The 18203-nt window shown below is 61.5% G+C and carries 14 protein-coding genes and 4 tRNA genes; 16 read left to right on the top strand and 2 right to left on the bottom strand.

The genetic code is table 11. The features are described from left to right. Window positions 1-31 precede the first annotated feature (31 nt). From UB23_RS03620 to UB23_RS03580, 9 genes are all read left to right on the top strand, one after another. A tRNA-Ala gene (locus tag UB23_RS03620) sits at window positions 32-107 on the top strand. Between the two features lie 79 nt (window positions 108-186). Beyond that, a tRNA-Glu gene (locus tag UB23_RS03615) sits at window positions 187-262 on the top strand. 53 nt (window positions 263-315) lie between these two features. After that, window positions 316-391 (top strand) — tRNA-Ala (locus UB23_RS03610). An 80-nt stretch (window positions 392-471) separates the two neighbouring features. Continuing rightward, a tRNA-Glu gene (locus UB23_RS03605) sits at window positions 472-547 on the top strand. Between the two features lie 184 nt (window positions 548-731). After that, the gene (locus tag UB23_RS03600; RefSeq protein ID WP_045057959.1) at window positions 732-1271 is read left to right on the top strand and encodes a TetR/AcrR family transcriptional regulator; all 540 of its coding nucleotides are present in this window, start codon (window positions 732-734) and stop codon (window positions 1269-1271) included. A gap of 31 nt (window positions 1272-1302) precedes the next feature. Then, window positions 1303-2136 (top strand): alpha/beta fold hydrolase, encoded by an 834-nt coding sequence (locus UB23_RS03595; protein ID WP_045057958.1) that lies wholly within the window; start codon window positions 1303-1305, stop codon window positions 2134-2136. 44 nt (window positions 2137-2180) lie between these two features. Continuing rightward, window positions 2181-2618 carry an acyl-CoA thioesterase gene (locus tag UB23_RS03590; protein ID WP_045057957.1) on the top strand — a complete coding sequence of 146 codons (438 nt, stop codon included), beginning with the start codon at window positions 2181-2183 and terminating at the stop codon, window positions 2616-2618. Between the two features lie 195 nt (window positions 2619-2813). Continuing rightward, on the top strand, window positions 2814-3773 hold the full coding sequence (locus UB23_RS03585; protein ID WP_045057956.1) for a tRNA dihydrouridine synthase: 960 nt from the start codon (window positions 2814-2816) through the stop codon (window positions 3771-3773). 120 nt (window positions 3774-3893) lie between these two features. Beyond that, complete coding sequence (locus tag UB23_RS03580) at window positions 3894-4340, top strand: Hsp20 family protein (RefSeq protein ID WP_045057955.1); 447 nt, start codon at window positions 3894-3896, stop codon at window positions 4338-4340. A 144-nt stretch (window positions 4341-4484) separates the two neighbouring features. On the opposite strand, the gene UB23_RS03575 is transcribed toward UB23_RS03580, so the two are convergent. Further along, window positions 4485-7763, bottom strand: a complete 3279-nt coding sequence (locus tag UB23_RS03575; RefSeq protein ID WP_045057954.1) for an EAL domain-containing protein — start codon at window positions 7761-7763, stop codon at window positions 4485-4487. 66 nt (window positions 7764-7829) lie between these two features. After that, complete coding sequence (locus UB23_RS03570) at window positions 7830-8720, bottom strand: LysR family transcriptional regulator (RefSeq protein WP_045057953.1); 891 nt, start codon at window positions 8718-8720, stop codon at window positions 7830-7832. Between the two features lie 147 nt (window positions 8721-8867). Here UB23_RS03570 and leuC point away from each other — a divergent pair, with 147 nt between their 5' ends. The 7 genes from leuC (at window position 8868) to UB23_RS03535 (ending at window position 18078) form a co-directional block, all read left to right on the top strand. Next, a complete protein-coding gene (gene leuC / locus UB23_RS03565) occupies window positions 8868-10286 on the top strand; it encodes a 3-isopropylmalate dehydratase large subunit (RefSeq protein WP_045057952.1) in 1419 nt (472 codons plus the stop codon). Between the two features lie 11 nt (window positions 10287-10297). After that, on the top strand, window positions 10298-10942 hold the full coding sequence (gene leuD / locus UB23_RS03560) for a 3-isopropylmalate dehydratase small subunit (RefSeq protein WP_045057951.1): 645 nt from the start codon (window positions 10298-10300) through the stop codon (window positions 10940-10942). A 146-nt stretch (window positions 10943-11088) separates the two neighbouring features. Next, window positions 11089-11856, top strand: a complete 768-nt coding sequence (locus UB23_RS03555; protein ID WP_045057950.1) for a class I SAM-dependent methyltransferase — start codon at window positions 11089-11091, stop codon at window positions 11854-11856. A 67-nt stretch (window positions 11857-11923) separates the two neighbouring features. Next, window positions 11924-13006, top strand: coding sequence for a 3-isopropylmalate dehydrogenase (gene leuB, locus UB23_RS03550; protein ID WP_045057949.1), 1083 nt, complete (start codon window positions 11924-11926; stop codon window positions 13004-13006). 69 nt (window positions 13007-13075) lie between these two features. After that, entirely contained in the window at window positions 13076-14188 is a 1113-nt protein-coding gene (gene asd / locus UB23_RS03545) for an aspartate-semialdehyde dehydrogenase (RefSeq protein WP_045057948.1), read from the top strand. A gap of 119 nt (window positions 14189-14307) precedes the next feature. Further along, window positions 14308-15318 carry an aspartate-semialdehyde dehydrogenase gene (locus UB23_RS03540; protein WP_045057947.1) on the top strand — a complete coding sequence of 337 codons (1011 nt, stop codon included), beginning with the start codon at window positions 14308-14310 and terminating at the stop codon, window positions 15316-15318. A gap of 93 nt (window positions 15319-15411) precedes the next feature. Continuing rightward, complete coding sequence (locus tag UB23_RS03535) at window positions 15412-18078, top strand: FimV/HubP family polar landmark protein (protein ID WP_045057946.1); 2667 nt, start codon at window positions 15412-15414, stop codon at window positions 18076-18078. Window positions 18079-18203 lie beyond the last annotated feature (125 nt).

Raw genomic sequence — 18203 nt, 5'->3', positions numbered from 1 at the left:
CCATTAAGATTCGCCCCGTCCTCAGCGATGTGGGGCTATAGCTCAGCTGGGAGAGCGCTTGCATGGCATGCAAGAGGTCGACTGTTCGATCCCGTCTAGCTCCACCAATTTACACTTCAGGGTCTGGCCACACCGGCCTTGGAGCGATCAACACTCTGCGTTGATCTGTTGTATAGAAGGGTTTACGTCCCCTTCGTCTAGTGGCCTAGGACACCGCCCTTTCACGGCGGTAACAGGGGTTCGAGTCCCCTAGGGGACGCCAGTTTTACAGAAGTGATGTTGCAAGACGTCACTCCGCCGCGAGGCGAAAAATCCGGGGCTTTAGCTCAGCTGGGAGAGCGCCTGCATGGCATGCAGGAGGTCAGCGGTTCGATCCCGCTAAGCTCCACCAATTTTACAGTTCAAGGTCTGGCCACACCGGCCTTGAATCGATCAGTACTCAGCACTGATCAGTTGTATAGAAGGTTTTGCGTCCCCTTCGTCTAGTGGCCTAGGACACCGCCCTTTCACGGCGGTAACAGGGGTTCGAGTCCCCTAGGGGACGCCACGATTACCCGCTCTGCGGGATTTTATAAGGGTCATTCAATTATTGAATGGCCCTTTTGTTTGTCTGGCGTTTGGCCAAATCCCCCTCTCTACCTCAAACTGATCTTCAGACCAGCGGTCACATCCACGACTTGCGGAAAATTATTATGAGAATAATATTCTAGTCGTAATATTCGGAGGCAACGATGAACGATAAAAAAGCTCAAACCCGCGAACGCATTCTCAAGGCCGCCAGTGCAGCGCTGATCCAGCGCGGCCCGGCCGAACCGAGCGTGGGCGAAGTGATGGGCGCAGCCGGCCTGACGGTTGGCGGCTTCTATGCGCACTTCGAAAGCAAGGACGCAATGATGCTGGAAGCGTTCAAGCAGTTGCTGGGTCACCGTCGTGGCCTGATCGCCGACATGGACACCGAACTGACCGGCGAAGAGCGCCGCGCCCTGGTGGCCGCGTTCTACCTGTCACGCAAGCACCGCGATTCGTCTGACTCCGCGTGCCCAATCCCGGCGTCCGTCGGCGAGTTGGGCCGGCTGCCCGATGAGTTTCGGGTGGCCTTGAATGAGCACGTGGAAATGATGGTCGCGCAGTTGGCGGCCAGCCCGGAAGAAACCGACAAGGCCCTGGCCGACATGGCCTTGATGGTGGGTGGCCTGGCACTGGCGCGGGCGCTGGGGCCAGGAGAATTATCCGATCGACTGTTGCGCGCCGCCAAATCGGCGGTGCTATGACCTGAAGGCCTGGGCCTGGGGAGTGAGAGCGATGAGCGGGTTAAAGTGGGTTCGTGGCGTCAACGGCACTTTGGGCTGGTTTGCCCCTCAACTGGTCGCAAGCAGGATGCGACTGGCGTTCATGACTCCGCGAGAGCTGCCCCCGCGGGATTGGGAGCTGCCCTTGCTGGCCAGGTCGGAGCGCATCACCTTGCGCTTCGGTCTCTCGGCACTGCGCTGGGGAAAAGGGCCGACGGTCTTGCTGATGCATGGCTGGGAAGGGCGCCCAACCCAGTTCGCCAGCATGATTAACGCACTGGTGGACGCCGGCTACACCGTGGTCGCCCTCGACGGTCCCGCCCACGGGCGCTCGCCGGGCAGCGAAGCGAATGTTGTCCTGTTCGCCCGCGCCATGCTTGAAGCCGCCGCCGAGCTGCCGCCGCTGCAAGCCGTGATCGGCCACTCCATGGGCGGCGCCAGTGCGATGCTGGCAGTGCAGTTGGGTCTGCGTACCGAAACCCTGGTGACCATTGCCGCGCCATCGCGAATACTCGGCGTTTTGCGCGGATTTGCCCGGTATGTGGGCCTGCCGCCCAAGGCCCGTTCGGCGTTCATTCGCCAGGTCGAGCAAGACGTCGGCATGCGCGCCGCGACGCTGGATGTCGCGCACTATCAGCTCGATATGCCCGGGCTGATCGTGCATGCCGAAGATGACCGTCTGGTCTCGGTCAAGGAGTCCCAGCTGATCAACGAGGCCTGGTTCGACAGCCGTCTGCTGCGCCTTGAAGAAGGCGGTCATCAGCGGGTGCTGGCCGACCCACGAGTCATTGATGGCGTGCTGTCACTGCTGGCGGGCCGCAGCCTGCAATCGCGCCAATCGGCCTGAGCATCCGTTACACTGCCCAGGTGACTATCTGACTGGAGTGGGGCATGGGCTGGGATTGGGCAACGCCGTTCATCATTGACCTGGAAGTGGGCGCTGAGGACATCGACGGGCTGGGGCACGCGAATAACGCGGTGTATGTCACCTGGCTCGAACGCTGCGCCTGGCGCCACTCCCAGCGCCTGGGCCTGGACCTGGTCGAGTATCGACGCCTGGATCGGGCAATGGCGGTGGTGCGGCACGAAATCGATTACCTGGCGGCCGCCTACGAAGGCGACGGCTTGCAATTGGCGACCTGGATCGTCGACTGGGACCAACGCCTGAAAATGACTCGGCACTTCCAGCTCAAGCGCCCGAGCGACAACACCACGCTGCTGCGTGCGCAGACCACTTTCGTGTGCATCGAACTCTCCACGGGCAAGCCCAAGCGCATGCCAGCGGAGTTCATCGACGGCTATGGCCCGGCGTTGCAAGTCGCGATCTAAGCGACCCCTTCGCGGGCAAGCCACGCCCCCACAGGTCTTGGGTCGTTCATCTTTTGTGTGAACGACCCAAGACCTGTGGGAGCGTGGCTTGCCCGCGAAAGCGTCGGCACAATCAACACCGTCCGGCCTGACGAAATACCTTCTCTCAGCCGAAACCAGTAAACTGCCGCACGTTTTTCGTAGAGTGTGTTTTTCATGCAAATTGCCTTGGCGCCCATGGAGGGGTTGGTCGACAACATCCTGCGGGACGTGCTCACTCGTGTCGGTGGTATCGATTGGTGTGTGACCGAGTTCATCCGCATCAACGACCAGCTGCTCACGCCTGCCTATTTCCACAAGTTCGGCCCTGAATTGCTGACCGGAGCGCGCACGGCCTCTGGCGTGCCGCTGCGCGTGCAATTGCTCGGCTCGGACCCTGTGTGCCTGGCAGAAAATGCCGCGCTCGCTTGCGAATTGGGTTCCGAGGTGATCGACCTGAACTTCGGCTGCCCGGCCAAGACCGTGAACAAGTCCCGCGGTGGCGCGGTATTGCTCAAGGAGCCGGAACTGCTCAACCAGATCGTCGAGCACGTGCGCCGCGCGGTGCCGGCGCACATTCCTGTGACCGCAAAAATGCGCCTGGGCTTCGACAGCCCCGACGGCGCGCTGGTCTGCGCCACCGCGCTGGCCGAAGGTGGCGCGGCGCATATCGTCGTGCATGCGCGCACCAAGACCGATGGCTACAAGCCACCGGCCCACTGGGAGTGGATCCCGCGGGTGCAAGAGGTGGTCAAGGTGCCGGTGTTTGCCAACGGCGATATCTGGGATGTCGAAGACTGGCGTCGTTGCCGCGAAATCAGCGGCGTCGAAGACATCATGCTCGGTCGCGGTCTTGTCTCGCGCCCGGACCTGGCGCGGCAAATCGCGGCGGCGCGGGCGGGTGAGGAGGTGGTAGAAATGACCTGGGCCGAGTTGTTGCCGTTGATCCAGGACTTTTGGCTGCAAGCCAAGGCGCAAATGACAGCGCGCCAATCGCCGGGGCGTTTGAAGCAGTGGCTGGCAATGCTGACCCGCAATTATCCGGAAGCGATCGAGCTGTTTACGGTGCTGCGCCGCGAGACAGAGCTGGATAATGTCTCGCGTTTACTGGGTCTTCAGGTGTCCGAAGCGGCCTGAAAAAAATCTTCAGATAATCTCTTGAAATGTAATCAGCGGTCCCTATCTAAGGGGTACGCGATGCCGAATTCGGGTCGCGGAGACATAAACCTTGCTGATTGTTTTCAGGAGATTTGAATCATGAGTACTGCATTTTCCCTGGCCCCACTGTTCCGTTCCTCGGTAGGCTTCGACCGTTTTAACGACCTGTTCGAAACCGCCCTGCGCAATGAGCCAGGCAGCACCTATCCGCCCTACAACGTGGAAAAACACGGTGACGACCAATACCGCATCGTGGTCGCCGCAGCCGGGTTCCAGGAAGAAGACCTGGACCTGCAAGTCGAGAAGGGCGTGCTGACCATCAGTGGCGGCAAACGCGACGCTACCGAAGGCGTGACCTTCCTGCACCAGGGCATCGCCCAACGTGCTTTCAAGCTGTCGTTCCGCCTGGCGGATCACATCGAAATCAAGGCCGCTGACCTGCGTAACGGGTTGCTGAGCATTGATTTGCTGCGGGTGATTCCGGAGGAGGCGAAAGCCAAACGCATCCCGATCAACGGGATGGAAAAGCCGGCTTTGCAGCACTAAGGCCGAGCAATGAAAAGGGCGCCATTGGCGCCCTTTTTTATGCGCGTTCCCCCGTAGGAGCTGCCGCAGGCTGCGATCTTTTGATTTTTTGGCAGGCCAAGATCAAAAGTTCGCAGCCTGCGGCAGCTCCTACACGTTCAGCGGTTATTGAAGGAGCTTTTGGAAGGCTTCCACCGGCAACGGCCGGCTGTGCAGATACCCTTGGTAAAAATAACACCCCAGTCCCTGCAGAAACTCCAGCTGCTCCAGGGTTTCCACCCCTTCGGCGATCACCTTCAACCCCAGGCTGCGGGCCATGGCGACGATGGCACGGATGATTTCGGCGTCGTTGGGGTCGGTGGTGGCGTCGCGGATGAAGGACTGATCGATTTTCAGGGTGTCGACCGGCAGGCGCTTGAGGTAGGTCAGGGACGAGTAGCCGGTGCCAAAATCGTCCATGGCGAAGCTCACGCCGAGTTTCTTCAGGCGGCACATCTTGCTGATGGTGTCTTCCAGGTTCTGAATGACGATGCCTTCGGTGATTTCCAGTTTCAGCAGCGAGCAGGGCAGGCCGTGGCTGCGCAGGCTGTGTTCGACGCGTTCGACGAAGTCGTTCTGGCGAAATTGGCGCGGGCTGATGTTGACGCACAGGCTGAAGTCGAGCGGGTCGATCAGACCTTCGGCCATCAGGTGCTGGAATGCGCGGCAGGCTTCGTCGATGATCCAGCTGCCGACCTCCAGGATCAGTCCGCTGTCCTCCAGCACCTTGATGAACTCGCTGGGTGACTGGGCGCCCAGTGCGGGGTGATTCCAGCGCACCAGCGCCTCGGCGCCGACGATGCGATTGTCCCGGGCGTCGATCTGGGGCTGGAAGTGCACGCGAAATTCGTTGCGCGACAGCGCCAGGCGCAGGTCGGTTTCCATGCGCAGGCGTTCGCTGGCGGCCTTTTGCATGGTGTTGTGGTACATCTGCGCGGTATTGCGGCCTGAGTCCTTGGCCCGGTACAGGGCGATGTCGGCGCGCTTGAGCAGGTCGGTGGGGGTCGAGCCGTGATCGGGAATCAGTGCGATGCCGATGCTGGGTGTGACTTGCAGACGTTGTCCGTCGAGGAACATGGGCTCCGACAGCAGTTCGCGCAGGGTGTCAGCCAGGCTGCGCACCTGGGTGCTGACCTCCTCGCGCGAACCTTCCAGGCCGCTGAGCAGCACCACGAACTCGTCACCCCCCAGGCGTGCCACGGTGTCTTCCATGCGCACGCTGGCTTCGAGGCGCGCGGTGATGATTTTCAGTACGGTGTCGCCCACGGGATGCCCGAGGGAATCATTGATGTGCTTGAAGTGGTCGAGGTCGAGAAACAGCAGGGCGCCGCGCAGGTTGTGGCGCTTGAGCAGGGCGATCTGCTGGCTCAGGCGGTCCATCAGCAATGCGCGGTTGGGCAGGTTGGTCAGTGGGTCGTGGTAGGCCAGGTGGCGAATCTGCGCCTCGGCGTTTTTCAGCAGGCTGACGTCCCGGGCGGTCAGCAGCAGGCAGGCGGTTTCGTTGAGGGTGATGGGCTCTACCGACACTTCAACGGTGAGCAACTCGCCGCGCTTGTTGCGCCCGAGCATTTCCTGGTGATGCACCCGGCCGTTGAGCTGCAGTTCGGCCAGCAGTGAGGAGCGCTGTTTCTCCTCGGCCCAGATGCCGACCTGATACACCGTGCGCCCGACGACTTCATCGGCCTGGTAGCCGGTGAGGCGGCAGAAGCCGTCGTTGACCTCCAGGTAACGTCCGGTGTCGCGCTCGGTGATGGTGATGGCGTCCGGGCTGGAGTGGAACGCCTTGGCAAATTTCTCTTCGCTGGCCTTGAGTGCCGCTTCAGACCGCTGCTGCTGGGTGATGTCGCGCAGGGTGGTGACCACGCAGGGATGGTCGCTGACACTGATCTGGCGGCTGGAGATCACACAGGTGAGCGAATGCCCATCTTTGTGCTGGACCTGGATGGCCACGTTACTCAGGCCCTGTTCGCGGATCACCTGTTCAATGCGGTGCAGGCTTTTCGCCGAGGCGTCCCACAGGCCGATTTCGTCGGCGCTGTGCCCGATCACATCGGTGGCGCTCCAGCCAAATGCCTGGGTGAAGCTGGAGTTGATCTCGATGAACTGGCCGCTGTCCTGGCGAGTGACGCAAATTGGATCGGGGCTGACCTGGAACAGGCTGGCAAATTTCTCTTCCGACGCTACCAGCTGTTGCTCACGCTCCACCTGATCAGTGATGTCGAGCAGGGTGCCGGCCATGCGCAGCGGGGCACCGTTTTCGTCGCGGTACAGCCGCGCGCGGCTTTCCAGGTAGCGCGAGCTTCCGTCGGCCAGTTGCACCCGGTAGGTCAGCTGATAATTGCCGGCCGGGCCCTCGCGCAAGCTGCGGTAGGCGTCGCGCATGCTGCCGCGCTCTTCATCGGGTACGCCTTCGAAAAACTCGTCGAAGGACTCGTGGAAAGGGATTGCCTCCAACCCGTGCAACTGCGCAGCGCGTGCCGAGCCATAGAGCATGCCGCTGGGGATGTGCCAATCCCAGGTACCCAGTTGCGCCGAATCCAGCGCCAGGTCCAGGCGCTCCTGGCTGTCTTTGAGGGCGAGCTCGGCGGCTTTGCGTTCGGTGGTGTCGAGGAAGGTGCTGAGCAGATAGGGTTGGCCTTCGAGTTCGACCTTCTGCGCGCTGAGAATGCCGTCGTGGATCTGCCCGTTGCTGGCGCGAAACTGCACCTCCATGCTGATGAGTTCACCTTTGGCCTTGGTCGCCTTGACCAGTCGCTCGCGCTGCTCGGGATGCACCCAGAGGCCCAGCTCCAGGGTGGTTCGGCCGATGGCGTTCTGTACCGGCCAGCCGAACAGGCTTTCAAAATACTGGTTGGCCTCGGTGATCAGGCCGTCTTCCTGGCGGGTCAGCAGCACCATGTTCGGGCACAGGTGAAACAGCGTCGCGAAACGTTTCTCCGAGCTGCTCAGGGCCTGTTCGCGCTGGCGCTGGTGGGTGATTTCGCGGATCACGCCGATCATTCGCGGGCGGCCGTCCTTGTCTGGCAGCACGCTGCCATTGATCTCCAGCCAGTGCAGGCTGCCATCGGGCCAGCGAATGCGGTGGTGCATCGCCTGTTCCAGCGGCGCGCCGGCGATCACTGCATGGAAGGCGCGCACGGTTTTTGCCCGGTCTTCCGGCGGCAGCAGGTCGAGGTATTCCAGGTCGGCGGGCAGCGGCGTATGGGGGTCGAAGCCAAACAGCGCCTGGGTACCCCGCGACCAACTGATCTGCCCACGCTCGATGTCCCAATACCAGGCGCCCAGGCGGGCACCGTTGAGGGCCGCGAGCAACTGTGGCGCGCTTTCCCAACTTTGCTCGGACCGTTTGGGGTCCAGCGCCTGGATACGCGGCATCGGCGGAATACGGTCAACAGATTTCGGCATTGGCAAGCCTTAGACTGAATAGGGCGTTAGGCGCTGGGTCTCGCGGCACTATAGGAGTAGCACAAGTTAGCCATGTGTCCCTGGCTGATCGATTTGTGCGTCCAGCAAAGCCATGAAAGCCCGTGCCGCGTTCGACAGCGTCCGTTCTGTGTGCAGGATATAGCCTAGCTGGCGAGTGAGCTGTATGCCCGGCAAAGGGATGCGCGCCACCTGCTCATCAAGCATGGTGCGCGGCAACACGCTCCAGGCCAGGCCGATGGACACCATCATCTTGATGGTTTCGAGGTAGTTGGTGCTCATGGCGATGTTCGGCGTCAGCCCTTGAGCCTCGAACAGGCGCTGGACGATGTGGTGGGTAAAGGTGTTGCCGCCGGGGAACACGGCCGGGTGCAGAGCGATGTCTGCCAGGCTCACCGCGCCATTGCTGATCAGCGAATGTTCCGGTGCGACCACGAAATCCAGCGGGTCGTCCCACACCGGGGTGGCTTTGACCAGGGAGTGAGGTTCGGGGGCCAGGGTGATGACCGCCAGTTCCGCGCGGCCATGGAGGATTTCTTCGTAGGCCACTTCCGAATCGAGGAACTGAATATCCAGCGCTACTTGCGGGTAGCGTCGGGTGAACTCCCTTAATAAAGGCGGCAGGCGGTGCAGGCCGATGTGGTGGCTGGTGGCCAGGGTCAGGCGCCCGCTGACTTCGCCGGTCAGGTTGGTCAGGGCGCGGCGGGTGTCGTCCAGCACGTTGAGAATCTGGTAAGCCCGCGGCAACAGGGCGCGGCCAGCTTCGGTCAGGCCGACTTCGCGGCCCAGCCGATCGAACAGCCGCACTTTCAACTGTTGTTCCAGCCCGGCGATGCGTTTGCTGATCGCCGGTTGCGTCAGGTGCAGTCGTTCTCCCGCGCCAGAGAAGCTGCCGGTCTCGGCAATCGCGATAAAAGCATTAAGGTTGGCGAGGTCCATTGCGGTATTCCAGATGGTTATCCAAAGCATAAAAAATATGAATTTGAGTTATTTAATGTAACCCCCTAGGATCGACCTCACAAGCCAAAGGGTTATTGAGTCGTTCAAAACCCGGGGCATAGAAACAAATGATGAGGAAACCGTCTGATGGCCGGCAAAACGCTCTACGACAAGCTCTGGGATTCGCATTTGGTCAAACAGCGCGACGATGGTTCTGCGCTGATCTACATCGACCGTCACATCATCCATGAAGTGACCTCGCCGCAAGCCTTCGAAGGCCTGCGCCTGGCCGGGCGCAAGCCTTGGCGCATCGATGCCAATATCGCGACCCCGGACCATAACGTACCGACCACGCCGGAGCGCAAGGGCGGCATCGAAGCGATTGCGGACCAGGTCTCGCGTCTGCAGGTTCAGACCCTCGACGACAACTGCGATGAATACGGCATTGTCGAGTTCAAGATGAACGACGTGCGCCAGGGTATCGTCCACGTCATCGGCCCGGAGCAGGGCGCCACCTTGCCGGGCATGACCGTGGTCTGCGGCGACTCCCACACCTCGACCCACGGCGCATTCGGCGCTTTGGCTCACGGTATTGGCACTTCCGAGGTCGAGCACGTGCTCGCCACCCAGTGCCTGGTCGCCCAGAAAATGAAAAATATGTTGGTGTCGGTCGAAGGCGAATTGCCGTTCGGCGTGACGGCCAAGGACATCGTGCTCGCCGTGATCGGCAAGATCGGCACGGCCGGCGGTAATGGCCACGCCATCGAGTTCGCTGGCAGCGCGATCCGCGACCTGTCGGTTGAAGGGCGCATGACCATCTGCAACATGTCCATTGAAGCCGGCGCACGCGTGGGCCTGGTGGCGGCGGATGAAAAAACCGTGGCCTACGTCAAGGGCCGTCCATTTGCTCCGAAAGGCGCGGAGTGGGACTTAGCTGTCGAGGCGTGGAAAGACCTGGTGTCTGACGCGGACTCGAAGTTCGACACCGTCGTCGAGCTCGATGCCACGCAGATCAAGCCGCAAGTCAGCTGGGGCACTTCGCCGGAGATGGTCCTGGCCGTTGATCAAAACGTGCCAGACCCGGCTCAGGAACCGGACCTGGTCAAGCGCGGCTCCATCGAGCGCGCCTTGAAATACATGGGCCTCACTGCCAATCAGGCGATTACTGATATCCAGCTGGACCGCGTGTTCATCGGCTCCTGCACCAACTCGCGCATCGAAGATTTGCGCGCCGCTGCCGTGATCGCCAAGGGCCGCAAAGTGGCGTCGACCATCAAGCAGGCCATCGTGGTGCCGGGCTCGGGCCTGGTGAAGGCGCAAGCTGAATCCGAAGGCCTGGACAAGATTTTCCTCGAGGCCGGTTTTGAATGGCGCGAGCCAGGCTGCTCGATGTGCCTGGCGATGAACCCGGACCGTTTGGAGTCGGGCGAGCATTGCGCGTCCACCTCGAACCGCAACTTCGAAGGCCGTCAGGGTGCCGGTGGTCGTACCCACCTGGTGAGCCCGGCCATGGCCGCCGCCGCCGCAGTAAACGGTCGTTTCGTCGACGTCCGTGAATTGATCTAAAGGAGCGCAGAATGAGAGCTTTTACCCAGCACACTGGACTTGTCGCGCCTCTGGATCGTGCCAACGTCGACACCGATCAGATCATCCCGAAGCAGTTTCTCAAGTCGATCAAGCGCACGGGTTTCGGCCCGAACCTGTTCGACGAATGGCGCTACCTGGATGTGGGGCAGCCGTATCAGGACAATTCCAAGCGTCCGTTGAACAAGGACTTCGTGCTTAACGCCGAACGTTATCAGGGCGCGAGTGTACTGCTGGCCCGCGAGAACTTCGGTTGCGGCTCCAGCCGTGAACACGCGCCGTGGGCCCTGGAAGAATATGGCTTTCGCAGCATCATCGCGCCGAGCTACGCCGACATTTTCTTCAACAACAGCTTCAAGAATGGCTTGTTGCCGATCATCTTGAGCGACGCTGAAGTCGATGAGCTTTTCCAGCAGGTTGAGGCCAACCCTGGGTACCAGTTGCAGGTTGATCTGCAAGCGCAGACGGTGACTCGCCCGGATGGCAAGGTGCTGAGCTTCGAGATCGATGCGTTCCGCAAGCATTGCCTGCTCAATGGCCTGGACGATATTGGCCTGACCTTGCAGGACCATGAAGCGATCGCGACTTTTGAAGCCAAGCACCGCGCGAGCCAGCCTTGGTTGTTTCGCGACGCATAAGTTTGCGTAAGGCGTGATGACGCCATCGCCAGCAGGCTGGCTCCCACATTGGATGTGCGGCGTTCACAAAACCCTGTGGGAGCGAGCCTGCTCGCGATGAGGCCCGAATAAACAACACAAAGACTCACCCCAAAAAGGAAGTCCCCATGACCAGCACCGCCCAGCACAGCCAGGTAGTCCAGAAGCAATTCGGTGAACAGGCCTCGGCCTATCTGAGCAGCGCCGTGCACGCTCAAGGCACTGAATTCGCTTTGCTACAGGCTGAATTGGCGGGGCAGGGCAACGCCCGCGTGCTGGACCTTGGCTGTGGCGCCGGCCACGTCAGCTTTCACGTGGCGTCGCTGGTGAAAGAAGTAGTGGCGTACGACCTGTCGCAGCAAATGCTCGATGTGGTCACCGCCGCGGCTGTCGATCGTGGTTTGGGCAATGTCACCACGGTCAATGGTGCCGCCGAGCGCCTGCCGTTTGCCGATGGCGAGTTCGAATTCGTCTTCAGTCGGTACTCGGCGCACCATTGGAGCGATCTCGGTGTGGCGTTGCGGGAAGTTCGGCGGGTGCTGAAACCGGGTGGCGTGGCCGCGTTCATCGATGTGTTGTCACCGGGCAGTCCGTTGTTCGACACTTACCTGCAAAGCGTTGAAGTGCTGCGCGACACCAGCCATGTGCGCGATTATTCCGCCGGCGAGTGGTTGCGCCAGGTCAGCGAGGCAGGGTTGCACACCCGCAGCACCACGCGTCAACGCCTGCGCCTGGAATACAGCAGCTGGGTTGAGCGCATGCGCACACCCCAGGTGATGCGCGCCGCGATCCGCGAGTTGCAGCAGGCGATGGGCAGCGAGGTGCGCGAGTATTTCGAGATTGAGGCCGATGGTTCGTTCAGCACCGACGTGCTGGTGCTGTTCGCCGAAAAATGAGTCACGCAACGATAGAATTTTTCCGGGTGTGCTCCAAGGGCGCACCGACTGATGACAAGAGGAAAGCATGAGCAAGCAGATTCTGATTCTCCCAGGTGACGGTATTGGCCCGGAAATCATGGCCGAAGCGGTCAAGGTCCTGGCATTGGCCAGCGACAAGTTCAACCTGGGTTTCGAGCTGAGCCACGACGTGATCGGCGGTGCTGCCATCGACAAGCATGGCGTACCCCTGGCTGACGAAACCCTGGAGCGTGCCCGCGCGGCCGACGCTGTGCTGCTGGGCGCCGTGGGCGGCCCGAAATGGGACACCATCGAGCGTGACATCCGCCCTGAGCGCGGCCTGCTGAAAATCCGTGCGCAACTGGGCCTGTTCGGCAACCTGCGCCCGGCGATCCTCTACCCGCAACTGGCCGAGGCTTCGAGCCTGAAGCCGGAAATCGTCGCGGGCCTGGATATCCTGATCGTTCGCGAACTGACCGGCGGCATCTACTTCGGCGCGCCACGCGGCACCCGCACCCTAGAAAACGGCGAGCGCCAGGCCTACGACACCCTGCCATACAGCGAAAGCGAAATCCGCCGTATTGCCCGTGTCGGTTTCGACATGGCCATGGTGCGTGGCAAGAAGCTGTGCTCGGTGGACAAGGCCAACGTTCTGGCATCCAGCCAGCTGTGGCGTGAAATCGTCGAGCAAGTGGCCAAGGACTACCCTGAAGTCGAGCTGAGCCACATGTACGTCGACAACGCTGCCATGCAGCTGGTGCGCGCACCCAAGCAGTTCGACGTGATCGTCACCGACAACCTGTTCGGCGACATCCTGTCCGACCAGGCGTCGATGCTCACCGGGTCCATCGGCATGCTGCCATCGGCGTCCCTGGACACCAACAACAAGGGCATGTACGAGCCTTGCCACGGTTCGGCGCCGGACATCGCAGGCCAAGGCATTGCCAACCCGTTGGCGACCATCCTGTCGGTGTCGATGATGCTGCGTTACAGCTTCAACCAGCAGGTTGCGGCCGATGCCATCGAAAAAGCAGTCAGCCTGGTTCTGGACCAGGGGCTGCGCACCGGCGACATCTGGTCGACCGGTTGCACTAAAGTCGGAACGCAGGAAATGGGTGACGCAGTAGTCGCCGCGCTGCGGAATCTGTAATCTCTCGGGCCCGCTGCCACTTTCAACTTCGAAAGCAGCGGCCCACTTTTTAAAGAAGGTGTAGTTGCGATGAAACGTGTAGGTCTGATCGGTTGGCGCGGTATGGTCGGTTCCGTGCTCATGCAGCGGATGCTGGAAGAGCAGGATTTCGATCTTATCGAGCCGGTGTTTTTCACCACTTCGAATGTCGGTGGCCAAGGCCCGTCCGTGGGCAAGGACATTGCTCCGCTCAAGGACGCTTACAGCATTGAAGAGCTGAAGACCCTCGACGTGATTCTGACCTGCCAGGGTGGCGACTACACCAGCGAAGTCTTCCCGAAACTGCGCGAAGCCGGCTGGCAGGGTTACTGGATCGACGCCGCTTCCAGCCTGCGCATGCAGGATGACGCGGTGATTGTGCTGGACCCGGTGAATCGCAAGGTCATCGACCAGCAGCTCGATGCGGGCACCAAGAACTACATCGGCGGCAACTGCACAGTCAGCCTGATGCTGATGGGCCTGGGCGGCCTGTTCGAAGCCGGCCTGGTGGAGTGGATGAGCGCCATGACGTATCAGGCGGCTTCCGGTGCCGGCGCGCAGAACATGCGTGAGCTGATCAAGCAGATGGGCGCGACCCACGCCGCTGTCGCCGATCAACTGGCTGACCCGGCAAGCGCGATCCTAGACATCGACCGTCGTGTGGCCGAAGCGATGCGCAGCGACGCGTACCCGACCGAAAACTTTGGCGTACCGCTGGCCGGCAGCCTGATCCCGTGGATCGACAAGGAACTGCCGAACGGTCAGAGCCGTGAAGAGTGGAAAGCCCAGGCCGAGACCAACAAGATCCTCGGTCGCTTCAAGAGCCCGATCCCGGTGGACGGCATCTGCGTGCGCATCGGCGCCATGCGCTGCCACAGCCAGGCGCTGACCATCAAGCTGAACAAAGACGTGCCGATCGCCGATATCGAAGGGCTGATCAGCCAGCACAACCCGTGGGTCAAGCTGGTGCCGAACAACCGTGAAGCCAGCATCCAGGAACTGAGCCCGACCAAGGTCACCGGCACCCTGAATGTACCGGTGGGCCGTCTGCGCAAGCTGAACATGGGTTCGCAGTTCGTCGGCGCATTCACCGTGGGCGACCAGCTGTTGTGGGGCGCCGCGGAGCCGCTGCGTCGCATGCTGCGGATCCTGCTTGAGCGTTGATCGACTGAAGTAAACAAAGAGCCCGTGCCTTGAAAGAGGTGCGGGTTTTTTTATGAAATTGCCTGCGCCCCCACCACCCGGTAAAGTGCCGCTCCCCCCGTTCCGCCAGAGGTAGCACCATGACCCAGTCCTTTGATATTGCCGTAATTGGCGCCACCGGAACGGTCGGCGAAACGCTGGTGCAGATCCTCGAAGAGCGCGACTTCCCGGTGGGCAACCTGCACCTGCTCGCCAGCAGCGAGTCAGCCGGGCATTCGGTGCCGTTTCGCGGCAAGAACGTGCGGGTGCGTGAAGTCGACGAGTTCGACTTCAGCAAGGTCCAACTGGTGTTCTTCGCCGCCGGCCCCGCTGTCACCCTCAGTTTCGCATCGCGCGCCACGGCTGCCGGGTGCTCGGTGATCGACTTGTCCGGCGCCTTGCCGGCCGATCAGGCTCCGCAAGTGGTGCCCGAAGCTAACGCCCACCTGCTCGACGGGATGAAAACTCCGTTTCAGGTCAGCAGCCCTAGCCCGTCGGCCACCACGCTGGCCGTGGTGCTGGCACCCTTGCTGGGCATTATCGACCTGCAGCGCATTAATCTGACCGCTTGCCTCGCTGTGTCAGCCCAGGGCCGCGAAGCCGTCACCGAGTTGGCCCGGCAGACCGCCGAGCTGCTCAATGTGCGCCCTCTGGAGCCCAGCTTCTTTGATCGGCAGATGGCATTCAACCTGCTGGCCCAGGTCGGCAAGCCTGACGAGCAGGGCCACACGCAGCTGGAAAAACGCCTGGTACGCGAAGTGCGTCAGGTCATGGCGCTGCCTTCGTTGAAAATTTCCGTCACCTGCATTCAAGCCCCGGTGTTTTTCGGCGATAGCTATAGCGTGACCCTGCAGACTGCAGGCGAGGTCGATCTGGCGCAAGTCAACTCGGCCCTGGAAGATGCGCCGGGGATTGAGCTGGTCGAGGCCGGTGATTACCCGACTGCGGTCGGTGACGCAGTAGGGCAGGACGTTGTCTATGTCGGCCGGGTTCGCCGGGGAATCGACGACCCGTCGGAACTAAATCTGTGGCTGACGTCAGATAACGTACGCAAAGGTGCGGCCCTCAATGCAGTGCAGGTGGCCGAATTGTTGATAAAAGACCTTTCGTAAAAGATACTTGCCAATAATTTGTCGACTGAATGCTGTCGGGCGCTATGCTTGCCCGCAGTGGTCGACAGCGCGGTTCAAACTAAGGATGAGGCTATGGTTCAAGTTCGCAAACTGGTGTTAGCAATAGCGGCCGCCTCGGCGCTGTCCTCCGGTATGGCGCATGCCCTCGGGCTCGGGGAGTTGACCCTGAAGTCCACCCTGAACCAGCCGCTGGTCGCGGAGATCGAGCTCCTCGATATCAAGGAGCTGACAGCGGCCGAAGTGGTGCCTAGCCTTGCTTCGGCAGAAGATTTCGCCAAGGCCGGGGTCGATCGCCAGGCGTTTCTCAACGACCTGACCTTTACCCCGGTGCTCAACCCCGGCGGCAAAAGCATCCTGCGCGTCACGTCGAGCAAGCCATTGTCCGAGCCGATGGTGAAATTCCTCGTGCAGGTCATGTGGCCCAACGGCCGCTTGCTGCGCGACTACAGCGTATTGCTCGACCCATCCAAGTTCTCTCCGCAGGCCGCTGATGCCGCTGCGCAGCCAGCGCCGAGCCAAACTGTCACCGCACCGGTCACGGGTGCGACCAAGCCGACCGAGTACACCACCACTCGCCGCGACACCCTGTGGGAAATCGCCGCGAAGGCGCGCAATGGCGGTTCGGTGCAGCAGACGATGCTGGCGATCCAGGCGCTTAACCCGGATGCGTTTATCGACGGCAACATCAACCGGTTGAAAACCGGGCAGGTGCTGCGTCTGCCAGACCAGACGCAGAGCACCAGCCTGCCGCAATCCAAAGCCATCGCCGAAGTCGCCGCGCAGAACACCGCCTGGCGTCAGGGCCGTCGTTATGCGCCGCAGCCCGGTGCCGGGCAGCAGCAGCTCGACGCGACCAATCGGCCTCGCGGTGACGCCCCTTCAACGCAGGCTGCCCGGGATAACCTCAGCCTGGTCTCGGCCGAAGCCGGCAAGGCCGGTGCGAAAGGCGCGGGGGGCGACGCGAAGAATTTGAGCAACAAGCTGGCGGTGACTCAGGAAAGCCTCGACACCACCCGTCGGGACAACGAAGAACTGAAAAGCCGCATGGCCGATCTGCAGAGCCAGCTGGACAAGCTGCAGAAGCTGATCGAACTGAAGAACAATCAGCTGGCCAAGTTGCAGGCAGAAGGAGGTCAGGACGCGCCTGCGGATGTGGCGGCTGCCCCGGCGATCAACGCCGAACTGGCCACCGATCCTGCAGTGACTGCTCCGGAACAGGGCCTGGCACCAGAAACCGTGCCACCAGCACCCGCAGCGACCCCCGAAGCTACACCGGTGGTCGAGGACAAGCCGGTCGAGCCTGCACCAGCGACTGCCACGGACGAGCAGAAATACAACGACCTGCTGACCAACCCGTGGCTTCTGGGCATGGTTGGCGGTGGGGCAATCGTTCTGCTGCTCCTGCTGTTGCTGCTGGCCCGTCGCCGCAAGGCCCAGCAGGAAGCTGAGAAACACCTGCGCATGGCTCGCGCCTTGTCCGAAGAGCAAGAGTTCTCGGTCGATCACGATCTGCCGGAAAGCAGCTTCGAAGGCCTGGAAGTTCCACCGCCGAGCGTGAAAATGGCGACCATGCCAGAGCCGGCTCCGGCGCCAGCACCTGCACCCGCACCCGCGCCGGTAATCGCTCCGGTGATCGTTACTCCACCCATCGCAGCGCCACTGATCTCGCCGGCTGCAGAGCACTCCGACGACGTCTTGCCCCGGGCTCAGTCGCATATCAACGCCGGTCGGTTCAACCAGGCGGGCGCGTTACTGGAAGACGGCATCAAGCAAGAGCCTCAGCGCAGCGACTTGCGCCTCAAGCTGATGGAAATCTACGGCCGGCAGGGCGATCGCGAAGCCTTCGTCGCTCAGGAGCGCAAGCTGGTAGCCAATGGCGATAACTACGCCCAGGTCGAACAGCTCAAAAGCCGCTTCCCGGCCATGGCGATGGTCGCCGCAGGCGGTATTGCTGCCGCAGCCCTGGCTGCGCAAATGGATGCGCAGTACGTCAAGGACCTGATGCTGGACGAGCCACAGGAACCAGCCGCAGAGCCGGCGCCGGTGGCTGATGAGGCGCTGGACGAAAGCTTCGACCTGAGCCTGGATGACCTGGAAGCCGCCTCTCCAGCAGTGGTTGCACCCGAAATTGAGCCGGATGCCCTCGGTGAGCTGGACGAATTCCCGTCCGACGATGACCTGAGCTTCCAGTCGGTGTTGCAACAGCAGACCGAGATCAAGGAAAACCTCGACGACCTGTCGGATTTCGATCTGGACATGGACCTCGGCGGTGATACCTCCCCGGCGATCCTGGCCGAGGATGACTTCCTCCTGGACCTGGACGAAGGCGCCAAGGACCTGCCTGTCGCTGACGTGCCAGGTACTCCCGAAGTGCCGCAGGACGACCTGGAACTGCCGGATGACTTCGACCTGTCGCTGGCTGACGAGATGGATGCGCAGGGTACGTCTGAAGCCTTGCCTGCCGAACCGGACGACCTGAGCGCCGAACTGGATCGTCTGTCCCGGGATATCAGCGCGCCGACCTTTACCGCCGACGACGCGCTGGTTTCCGCAGACGACGAGCCCGAGTTCGATTTCCTCTCGGGCACCGACGAAGTCGCAACCAAGCTCGACCTGGCCCAGGCCTACATCGACATGGGCGACAGCGATGGTGCGCGCGATATCCTCAATGAGGTCGTGAGCGAAGGCGATGACGGGCAGAAGAGCGAAGCGAAGGACATGCTGTCGCGGCTGGTTTGATGAATAGGGCGTGAACAACAGCGGCAGCCATTGAGGCTGCCGTTTTTTGTTGTTGGAAGAAAATCAAAAGATCGATCTTTTGACTTTGGCTGGCATCCCCGTCCCACAGCCTTATAATGCCCGCC

The organism is Pseudomonas sp. ES3-33, assembly GCF_000952175.1.
Taxonomy (GTDB): domain Bacteria; phylum Pseudomonadota; class Gammaproteobacteria; order Pseudomonadales; family Pseudomonadaceae; genus Aquipseudomonas; species Aquipseudomonas gregormendelii.
The sequence above is the reverse complement of the archived record's forward strand: the minus strand, read 5'-3'. Positions and strand labels throughout refer to the sequence as shown.